Source organism: Deltaproteobacteria bacterium, from assembly GCA_020848905.1.
Classification (GTDB): Bacteria; Myxococcota_A; Polyangia.
Genome location: JADLHG010000065.1, coordinates 1 through 8,119 on the forward strand (window position 1 = coordinate 1; position 8,119 = coordinate 8,119).

Sequence of the window (8,119 nt, forward strand, 5' to 3'; positions counted from 1 at the left end):
ACGAAGCCTGGGCGCTCGTGGCCGCCACCTACCATCGCGAGGTCCACGTGCTCGCGAACGTGGTCGACCTCACGCCCCGCCCGGCGAAGAGTCGTCGACCCAGGACGTCACGATGAGGTCTACACCCCTTCCAGTCGCTGGGATGGACGTGGGCGACGAGCTCCTGGTCATGAGCGTCCCACGGGGCGACCTCCAGCGCGGCCGCCGGGTCGCTCGCGGTTCCTTCGGGGGTCTTCACGGGGCGGACCTCGTCACTGGGGACTGTACCGCGGAGGACGGCCGCCCTCGGCGGCGCGGCGGGGGACGCGCGGGCCCGCTCACGGGCGTGTCGGACCTCGCCACGCTGCTCCTGTGACCCGTCGAACACGAGTCGAAGCGGCGTCCGGAGCGCCTCGGCCAGCCGGGGGAACGGCTTCAACGTGACTCCCCCGTCGTCCGGGTGGAGGACGCGATGATGCGGGCGCGATGAGGAAGCGGGGGTGGACGCGCGTGAGCAGCGACCGGGGCGCGCGCCGCTGCAGGTTGCCCTCGAGCTCCGGCAGCCCGACTCGCAGCAGTGAGCGCGGCGCGCGGGCGTCGCACTCGTGGTTCATCAGGAGGTGCAGGTGCGCGAGCAGGTCGGGGTGCAGCAGGTGCGCCTCGTCGAGGAGGGAGACGGGGCGCACCCGGTCGCGCCGCGGGTCCTGCACGTGCGGCTCGACGGCGAGGAAGAGGTTGGCCGCGGCCGAGGGCGGGTGCAGCACGCACGTCTGGCCCACGCCTGGCTCGCCGAGGTGCAGGACGCTCTGGCTCGGTGGCATCCAAGAGGCTGGTGGCGACCGTAACGACCCGCCCCCCGAGGTAGCCGGGCGGCACCTCGTACACGGTGCCGCCCAGGCTCAGGGTCGAGCCCGAGGTGCGACAGGGCCTCCCCGCGCATCCGGCGCCAGAAGCGCCCCAGCCTCCCGCGCTCCGCCGCGTCGTACGACTTCGCGTGCAGCAGGGGGATCCCGAGCCGCGCGCACGCGAGCTGCGGGACTGCGCTGCGGTAGGTCGCGCCGTGGTCCAGGTACAGGGCGTCGCGCTTGCCGTGCTCCGTCAGCGACTGCGCGAAGAGCTCGAGCAGGGTGTGCTCGCGCTCGTCGCTGGCGACCCGCGATGCGACGACGTAGCGCGACGCGTCGTCGAGCAGCGCCGGACGCGCCGGTGGCGCAGCGCGCGGCGGCGCTACGGCCTCAGCAGCGAGCCGAGCAGGTCGATGTTCCCGCCGACGCCGAAGGTGTAGGTGCCGAACCGCTTGGTCTGCCGTGGACCACCCGACTCCTGCGGCAGGCTGATGCGCGCGTGAGTCACGCCGAAGAGCAACGAGATGTGCGTGTTCGGGATGAGGGCGGCACCGAACGAGATGGTCGGCTCCACGCTGCGCCGCTCTGCCTCACCGTACCCCTCCGACGCGCGCCACGGTGGGCGGACGTCGGCATCGTACTTCAGCGGCATGCCCACGTAGAGGGCGAGGAGCGTCGGCCAGCATCGGCTCTCGTCCTCCGGTGTCCAGATGCTCCTGGCCTTGGCGGCGAGACGCGCCTCGGCCGCGCGGCGCTTGGCTTCGTCCTGGCTCTCGAGGTCCGCGCGGACGCAGTCGGGGAGCTGGGCCTTCGCGCGCTCCCGCGCGGCGGCGAGGGCGACGCTCAGCGCCGCGGCGTGATCGGCCTCCGAGAACCGCGAGGCGCAGTACGTCGCCTCGATGTCGCTGAGCGACCAGTAGGCAGGCACGACGGCGAAGTACGGCATCGTCCCGACCTCGAAGCTGCGCTGCTGGACACCGTCGGTGCCCACGTTCGACCGCGAGTGCCCGACGAGCGCGAAGCCGGCCGTCAGCCCGAACCGGATCAGCTTGCCCGTGCGCGCCTGGTCCACCTGCTGCTGCAGCTCCCGCTGCTTCGCGGCGGCGGCCTCGGCGCGCGCGGTGGCCTCCCTCGCCTTCGCCTCCGCCTCCCGGACCTTCGGGTCCTTGTCCGGCGGCGTCGCCTCGGGGACCGCGGGCGCGGCCGCAGCCCGGTGCGCCGCGCCGGCCACGGCGATCAGCAAGCTCAGTCCCAGCCCCGTGCTCACGCTTCGCTTCAGCATGTCGACCGAATCCTCCGGTGGGTGTGTATGCGCCCGCCGCCGTGCAGGCTCGGCCCCGAAGCGCGCCACACCGCATACTCGACCCCCGACGGAGTGGTCAAGTGGGGGGGTAGCCTTCGCGGCGGCGCCCCGCTCCCGCCCCCGTCCCCGTCCCCCCACCCGGAGCCGAGCGCCCGCTGGCCGGGGCCGCCGCCTCGCTTGGGGCGCCGGGCCGGCGGCGGGCGTCAGCGGCCGGGCACCTCGGTCCTCTTCGCGCGCCGGGCCTCGGCGGACCGCCCGGCCCCGCGGGCGCAATAGCTCTCGCCTTCGACGGCGATCACGTCGGCGTGGTGGACGACGCGATCGATGAGCGCGGTGGCGCAGGTGGCGCGGGGGAAGCTGGTGGGCCAGTCGCGGAGCGCGAGGCGGGTGGTCCGGACCAGGCTCCTCTGCTCGGAGCGGCGGCAGACGACCTGGAAGGGCCGACCGGGACCTCCTTGCTACGCGGGATCGGCGAGCCGCTGGAGCTGCGAGAGCAGGAGGCGAACGTGAAGCCGACACCTCCGACCACCGTGCCGGAGCCGACCGCCGCGAACGTGACGCTGACCCAGCTCCCCGTGCCCGAGTCGAAGGTGCCGCACCGCGAGCTCATCGGGCGAGAGACGACCTCGACCGACTCGGCCGACCTGGGCTGGCGAGTGCGCCAGGCCCAGAAGGGGCGCGTTGGGCCCGGGTCCGTCGAACGCCGCGCCACCGGCGAGAGCGCCGACCTCGAGGTGTTGCCGCTCCGCTCGACTGCCGCCGAGGTCGCGACCCTCGACGCGGGCTGCGGCGCCTGAACCTCGGGCTTCCCGAGATTTCGCCTCCCCGAGAACGGGCGCCGTGTGGCATGTAAGGGCGACCGATGCCGCTCGTGTACCTGCCCGACGTCGAGTGCCTGTTCCTCTGGGGCACCGAACCCTCGCCGCGCCTGCTGCCGACGCTGGGCGATGGCGGCGAGCCCTGGCATGCGAAGCTCGTCGCCCCCGAAGGCCTCCGCGGCACCTCCGGCTTCAAGCTACCGCTGTTCGACACCATGGCCAGGCTCGCGGTCGTGCCGGCCGCCGACCTCGAGAGCCTGCCCGGTTCGGTGGCCACGTGGGCCTTGGCCAGCAAGCTCGCGATGGATCTCGCCGCCCGCGAGCGAGTGGTGCCGACGATCTCGCGGCGTGGGGGACGCGTCGAGGCGCGCTGGGCCGCAGCCCTTGCGGGTAGTGAGGATGCGGCGAAGGTCGCGGCGATCGCCGCGAGCATGCCCCCTGCGGCGCACGCGGTCGCGGCAGCCGGCGATCGTTCGGGCGCCGTGTGGGCGCCGGATGCGCTCGTGCGCGCGTACCTGGATGCCGTCGTCGACGCGCTGGTGCGAACCGCACGCGGCGGACCGTCGCTCGGCGGCTCGCGGGCGCCGGGGCGCGGTTCGACGCCCGGCTCACGTGCGAAGACAGCGCGAGCGGCGCCCGATGCCTGGCCCGATCGCTGGCGCACCGCGCTCGGCGGCGATCAGCGCAGCTTCGAGACCGACGGGTTCGCGGAGCGCTCCGTGGTGGACGAGCTGGCGCGCTGGAGCGAGCCGGCCCTCGGCGCACGTGACCGCCTTCGCGCATGCTTTCGCCTCGAGTTGCCGGTGGACGACGGCGAGCCGTTCGTGCTGCGCTTCCTGCTCCAGTCGCCCGACGATCCGAGCCTGCTCGTTCCTGCCTCGGACGTATGGAAGACGAAGGGACGCAGCCTCGAGAAGCTCGGGCGCGCGTTTCGCGATCCGCAAGAGGCTCTGCTCGAGGCGCTCGGACGTGCGTCGCGGCTCTTTCCTGCGCTCGCGGGATCGCTGGAGGAAGCGCGCCCCGAGGCCGTCGAGCTCGATCCGGCCACTGCGTGGACGTTCCTTGGCTACGGCGCTGCCCTGCTCGCGGACGCGGGCTTCGGCGTCATCGTGCCGGGCGAGCTCACGGCAGCCGGCCAGCGGCGCCTCCGGCTGCGCATGCGCGTCGGCGGCAGCGGCAAGAAGGTCGCCGGTGTCGTCACCGGAGCGGCCGGGCTCGCGCTCGACGAGCTGCTTGCCGTGGACTGGGAAGCGGTCATCGGTGACGAACCTTTGACGGCGAGAGAGCTCGCCGCGCTCGCGAAGCAGAAGGCGCCTCTCGTCCGGTTTCGGGGTGCGTGGGTCGCGATCGATCCGCGCGAGCTCGGCGATATCCAGAGACGCCTGGCCAGTGGCGCGTCGAAGCTCAGCGCGCGCGAGGCGATGCAGGCCGTGCTCGCGGGCGAGGCGCGACAGGGTGGGATGTCGATCGCGGTCGCCGCGTCGGGTGCCGTGGCTGAGCTGGTGGAGCGGCTTCGAAACGGTGGAGCCAAGGAGCTCGGCGCACCCAAGGCGTTGAAGGCGACGCTTCGTCCGTATCAAGCGCGCGGGCTCAACTGGCTCGTCACCATGGGCGCGCTCGGACTCGGTGCCTGCCTCGCCGACGACATGGGCCTCGGCAAGACGATGCAGCTCCTCGCGTTCCTCCTGCGCCGGAAGGACGACGCGCATCGTGATGGGAGGCCGGCGCTGCTCATCGCTCCGACCTCGGTGGTCGGAAACTGGGAACGAGAGATCGAGCGCTTCGCGCCGTCACTCGACGTGGTCCGTCACTACGGCGCATCGCGGGCGAAGTCGGCGAGCGAGTTCCCGAAGCAGCCCGGCACGCTGGTCGTGACCACGTATGGCCTCTTGCGCCGCGATGCCGAGCTGCTGTCGGGGATCGACTGGTCCGTGGCTGCGCTCGACGAGGCGCAGAACATCAAGAACGCCTCCTCCGCGACCGCGCGCGCCGCCCGTGCTCTGCGGGCGAGCCACCGCTTCGCGCTCACCGGCACGCCCGTCGAGAACCGGCTCGCGGAGCTGTGGTCGATCCTCGATTTCGCCAACCCCGGCCTGCTCGGCCCGCTCGAGGCGTTCCGCAGGGACTTCGCGCTGCCCATCGAGCGCTACGGCAACGACCAGGCGGCCGCGCGCCTCCGCCGCATCGTCGGGCCATTCATCCTGCGCCGCCTCAAGAGTGACCCGACCATCATCCAGGACCTGCCGCAGAAGCACGAGATGAAGGTCGTCTGCACGCTCACGCGCGAGCAGGCCACGCTCTACAAGGCGGTGGTCGACGAGGAGCTGCGGCGCATCGAGTCCTCGGACGGCATCGAACGACGTGGGCGAGTGCTCGCGCTGCTGATGTTCACCAAGCAGATCTGCAACCACCCGGCGCAGTACCTCGGCGAGCGCGGCCCGCTCCCGAGGCGGTCGGGGAAGCTGGCGCGCACGACCGAGATGCTCGAAGAAGCGGTGGCCGCGGGCGACAAGGCGCTGGTGTTCACCCAGTTCCGCGAGATGGGCGACCAGCTCGTCGAGCACTTCGGCGCGAACCTCGGCTGTGAGGTCGTGTTTCTTCACGGCGGCACGCCGAAGAAGGCGCGCGACGAGATGGTCCGCCGCTTCCAGGAGGAACCGCATGGCCCACGCGTCTTCGTGCTCTCCGTGAAGGCGGGCGGCACAGGCCTCAACCTCACGGCGGCGAACCACGTCTTCCACTTCGACCGCTGGTGGAACCCCGCCGTCGAAGACCAGGCCACCGACCGCGCCTATCGCATCGGCCAGAAGCGCGCGGTCCAGGTCCACAAGCTGGTCTGCGCCGGCACCGTGGAGGAGAAGATCGACCGCTTGCTCGATCAGAAGCGCGACCTCGCTTCGAAGGTCGTCGGCGGCGGAGAGCAGTGGATCACCGAGCTCGACGGCCGTGAGCTGCGCGACCTCTTCGCGCTGTCCGAGGGAGCCGTGGCGGACGGTGACGACGACGACGCTGGCGCGTCCGTCCCGGTGAGACCGCGCACGAAGGCACGCTCGGCGCGCGTCCGCAGCGAGGTGCGGCCGTGAGTCGCCGGAGCCGCTTCGGCTGGTACGGGTCCGCCCCGAAGAAGCCACCGCCGGAGCGTGGCATCCGCATGAAGGAGGCTGGCACCACGTGGTGGGGCCGGCGCTGGATCGAGGCGCTCGAGAGCGTGCTGGGTGGGGACTCCGCGCGGCTCGCACGCGGGCGGACCTACGCACGTGCCGGGCGAACGCACGACCTCGTCGTCCAAGGCGGCAAGGTCACGGCCAAGGTCACCGGCTCGCGGGCCACGCCGTACAAGATCAAGATCGCGCTCACCGAGCTCAGCGCACCCGCTTGGAGGAAGGCCATCGACGGCCTGGCGAAGAAGGCGCAGTTCTCGGCCGCGCTGCTCGCCGGGCAGATGCCGCAGAGCATTGACGAGGTCTTCGTGGAGGCAGGCGTGAGCCTGTTCCCCAAGCAGCGCGCCGACCTCGAGACGAGCTGCTCGTGCCCGGACTGGGGGGATCCGTGCAAGCACGTCGCGGCCACGCACTACGTGCTCGGCGAGGCGCTCGATCGCGACCCGTTCCTACTCTTCGAGCTGCGCGGAAGAACCAAGGACCAGGTGCTCGACGCGCTCCGTGCTGCACGTGGCGGCATCGGCGAGACGTCTGCGAAGAAGGCGGGCAAGTCCAAGGCCACGCCCGATGACGCGACGATCGACATCCCGACGGTGATGCTCGGCAAGGTGGAGGCCGGTGAGTACGACAAGCCCCGTGAGCCGCTGCCGACCTTGCACTTCAGCTTCGACGAGCCCGTCACCCACGGCGCGGTGTTGCGCCAGCTGGGTGCGCCGACGACGTGGGAGGGAGACGCGAGTCCGGCCGACGTCCTCGCGCCCCTCGTGCGCGCGGCCGCGGAGACCGCGCGCCGCATCGCGATGGCCGAGCCGAGCGACGCCGACGAGTCAGCGCCGCCGCCGACATCGACCCGCGGCCGCGCGGCTCGGAAGGCCGCTGCTGCTAAACGACGGGGCGCTGAGTAGAACGCCCCGCGCCTCGCGAGCCCGTCGGCAGCCACCTGAGACCGCAGAAGCCTGAGCGGGCCGTGCCGACGGCGTAGCTGGCCCACGTCGCCCGCTGATCGGATGATCCGCGCGACCGCTCCAGAAGGCAGGGCTCGGAGTTACTTCTCTCCGAGCCCCGGGTCGCCGCGCGTGGACGCGTTCGACGACGCTGTTGTCGCGCGCGTGCGCCGCGGTGGCCCAGCTCCCGGCGGTCACGCTCGTGCGTGGACGACTTCCGGCAGATCCAGTGCGTGGTCGACGCGTGCCGGGCGGTCTGTTGATCATGGGCGAGATCGGCTTTCTCGCTTTGACAGCCGCAACGCCGACCTGCTCTTCCCGGTCGTCAGCGGCTCCTACGAAGAGAGGAGCCTGGTCCTGAACGAGAGCGCCAGAGCGTCATCTACCCTCGCCACCATGTGGTAGACCCAGACGTGCCATGAGTGGAGCGTTCGAGCGGGTCTTCTCGCCGGCCGTGATCGAACGATTCGCGCAACGGCTCGACTTCGTGACCCCGGCGCTCCGTGAGCGGTACGACGCCGTCACGGCTTCGGGGCCGTATCCGAGCGAGCCATCCCGAGCGCGCCGGCTTCGCATCTGGCGCGCGAGGCGGGCGGCTTGGGAGGCGTATCTCGACGCCGCCGATGCGACGGGCTTGCTCGACGACGACCTCGTCGCCCGGCTCACCGGGGATGACGAAGCCGGCTTCCGCTCGGCCACGTCCGAGGCGATGGCGTGCTGGGTGCTCGCGGGGAAGCTCGGCCTCCAGGTGCAGCCGAGACCTCCGGGCCGGAAGCGCCGGCTGCTCGACCTCGCAGCCGAAGGTACGGTCGGCACGTTCCGCGTCGAGGTCAAGGCGCCGACCGAGGTTCCTATCCCCGAGAGCGGCGTGTGGAGCGGCGACGATTCGGCCGTGCTCGTGGACTGCTTGAGGCAGGCGAACGAGCAGTTCGCCGAGGGCGTCGCCCCCTGTGTCAACGTCTCGTGAGACAGCTCCCCCTTGTAATGTATGTAGCGATGGGCGGAGAATGGACCCGAGATCGTGCCGAAACCCGCATCTGTACCTGAGGCGGCGGCCAGCCCCGCAAGC

8 protein-coding genes and 1 pseudogene are annotated in these 8,119 nt (G+C 71.9%); 6 read left to right on the top strand and 3 right to left on the bottom strand.

Going from position 1 to position 8,119, the window contains the following annotated elements:
* Positions 1–112 precede the first annotated feature (112 nt).
* Together IT371_28080 and IT371_28085 are read left to right on the top strand one after the other, a co-directional pair.
* Positions 113–355 (top strand): hypothetical protein, encoded by a 243-nt coding sequence (locus IT371_28080; GenBank protein MCC6751544.1) that lies wholly within the window; start codon positions 113–115, stop codon positions 353–355.
* 250 nt (positions 356–605) lie between these two features.
* On the top strand, positions 606–824 hold the full coding sequence (locus IT371_28085; GenBank protein ID MCC6751545.1) for a hypothetical protein: 219 nt from the start codon (positions 606–608) through the stop codon (positions 822–824).
* A gap of 89 nt (positions 825–913) precedes the next feature.
* Here IT371_28085 and IT371_28090 read toward each other — a convergent pair.
* The 3 genes and pseudogenes from IT371_28090 to IT371_28100 all read right to left on the bottom strand — a co-directional run bounded on the left by IT371_28090 (position 914) and on the right by IT371_28100 (position 2,528).
* Positions 914–1,171: pseudogene (locus tag IT371_28090) on the bottom strand (DDE-type integrase/transposase/recombinase).
* 35 nt (positions 1,172–1,206) lie between these two features.
* Positions 1,207–2,106 (bottom strand): hypothetical protein, encoded by a 900-nt coding sequence (locus IT371_28095; protein ID MCC6751546.1) that lies wholly within the window; start codon positions 2,104–2,106, stop codon positions 1,207–1,209.
* Between the two features lie 224 nt (positions 2,107–2,330).
* On the bottom strand, positions 2,331–2,528 hold the full coding sequence (locus tag IT371_28100; GenBank protein ID MCC6751547.1) for an ATP-binding protein: 198 nt from the start codon (positions 2,526–2,528) through the stop codon (positions 2,331–2,333).
* Here IT371_28100 and IT371_28105 point away from each other — a divergent pair.
* From IT371_28105 to IT371_28120, 4 genes are all read left to right on the top strand, one after another.
* On the top strand, positions 2,436–2,924 hold the full coding sequence (locus tag IT371_28105) for a hypothetical protein (protein ID MCC6751548.1): 489 nt from the start codon (positions 2,436–2,438) through the stop codon (positions 2,922–2,924). The two genes, IT371_28100 and IT371_28105, sit on opposite strands and share 93 nt — an antisense overlap.
* Before the next feature lie 65 nt (positions 2,925–2,989).
* Positions 2,990–6,028 (top strand): DEAD/DEAH box helicase, encoded by a 3,039-nt coding sequence (locus tag IT371_28110; GenBank protein MCC6751549.1) that lies wholly within the window; start codon positions 2,990–2,992, stop codon positions 6,026–6,028.
* Complete coding sequence (locus IT371_28115) at positions 6,025–7,011, top strand: SWIM zinc finger family protein (protein MCC6751550.1); 987 nt, start codon at positions 6,025–6,027, stop codon at positions 7,009–7,011. The genes IT371_28110 and IT371_28115 overlap by 4 nt, the downstream gene beginning before the upstream one ends.
* 457 nt (positions 7,012–7,468) lie before the next feature.
* On the top strand, positions 7,469–8,017 hold the full coding sequence (locus tag IT371_28120; GenBank protein ID MCC6751551.1) for a hypothetical protein: 549 nt from the start codon (positions 7,469–7,471) through the stop codon (positions 8,015–8,017).
* Positions 8,018–8,119 lie beyond the last annotated feature (102 nt).